The organism is Streptosporangium sp. G11 (assembly GCF_051192615.1).
In the GTDB taxonomy this organism is placed as follows: domain Bacteria; phylum Actinomycetota; class Actinomycetes; order Streptosporangiales; family Streptosporangiaceae; genus Streptosporangium.
In genome coordinates this window covers 1-909 of record NZ_JBPJUQ010000324.1, presented here as the reverse complement: position 1 = coordinate 909, position 909 = coordinate 1, and the positions used below count along the sequence as shown (strand labels likewise).

1 protein-coding gene is annotated in these 909 nt (G+C 67.7%); it reads right to left on the bottom strand.

Annotation, left to right across the window (positions count from 1 at the left end):
- On the bottom strand, positions 1 to 798 hold a 798-nt coding region (locus ACSDR0_RS50830), incomplete at its 3' end, for a transposase (RefSeq protein WP_435296172.1).
- Positions 799 to 909: the final 111 nt, after the last annotated feature.

The following is a 909-nucleotide window of genomic DNA, read 5'->3' as shown; positions in this document are numbered from 1 at the left end:
CACATCCAGCACCGCGCGGCGCAGCGCTTTGGAGCCGTCCAGCACGACCAGGATCGGAGCGGTGACGTCCAGGCCGCGCTCGCGCAGGCCGACGATGAGCTCACGCGCCAGCGTGGCGTTCTCGGTGGAGCCCTCCACCAGCGCCAGCGGGTACTTGGTCCCGTCGATGCCGATCCCGAGCGCGACAATGCAGGTGTGTTCGCCGAAGTGGACTCCGTCCAGCATCAGCGCGGCCAGATCCAGTCCCGATAGGTCGGCGCTTATCATCTCGGCCAGGGCGCGCTCGGTGGCGGCGACGAACCGCCGCGAGATCGCTGATTTGGAGGTGCCGGTGGAGGCCTGCTCCACACTGGTTCCGACCGGTTCCAAGCCGAGTCGGTAGCGGCGAGTCGACAGCTTGCCGAGCATCTTGCCCAGGGCCATCTCGTCCAGGATCTCGGTGGAGGAGAACACGTCATAGGCCGGGATGGAGATCTCGCCGGTGCCGTCGGCGGTACGTACCCGTGGGCGGCGGATCGGCAGTTTGCGCCCGCCCAGCACCACCGATCCGGCGTCGTGGCCGTGCCGGACCGCGCTGCGGTCAGGGTTGTGCTTGCCGCGCGGGCCGCACAGGGCGCTGACGTCTTCTTCCAAAAGCGCGAACATCACCGCCAGCCCGGATTGGACGGCCAGTGCGAGCAGGCCGTCCTTCATCGAGGCGGCGATGTGCTCCATGGCCATGGTCACGGTGTGTGGGACGGCCACGTCTTCGGCGGCTTGCCGGGCATGCCGGCGCCTGGTCTGGTAGGTCTTACTCACGGTCCCCGTCTCCTTGCTCGGAGTGATTTGGCGATTGCCCGAGACCTACCACCAGGTAGGCCCCGAGGCGGGGACCGCCACTTCAAGTTCTACGAGCTACGGGACAACCTC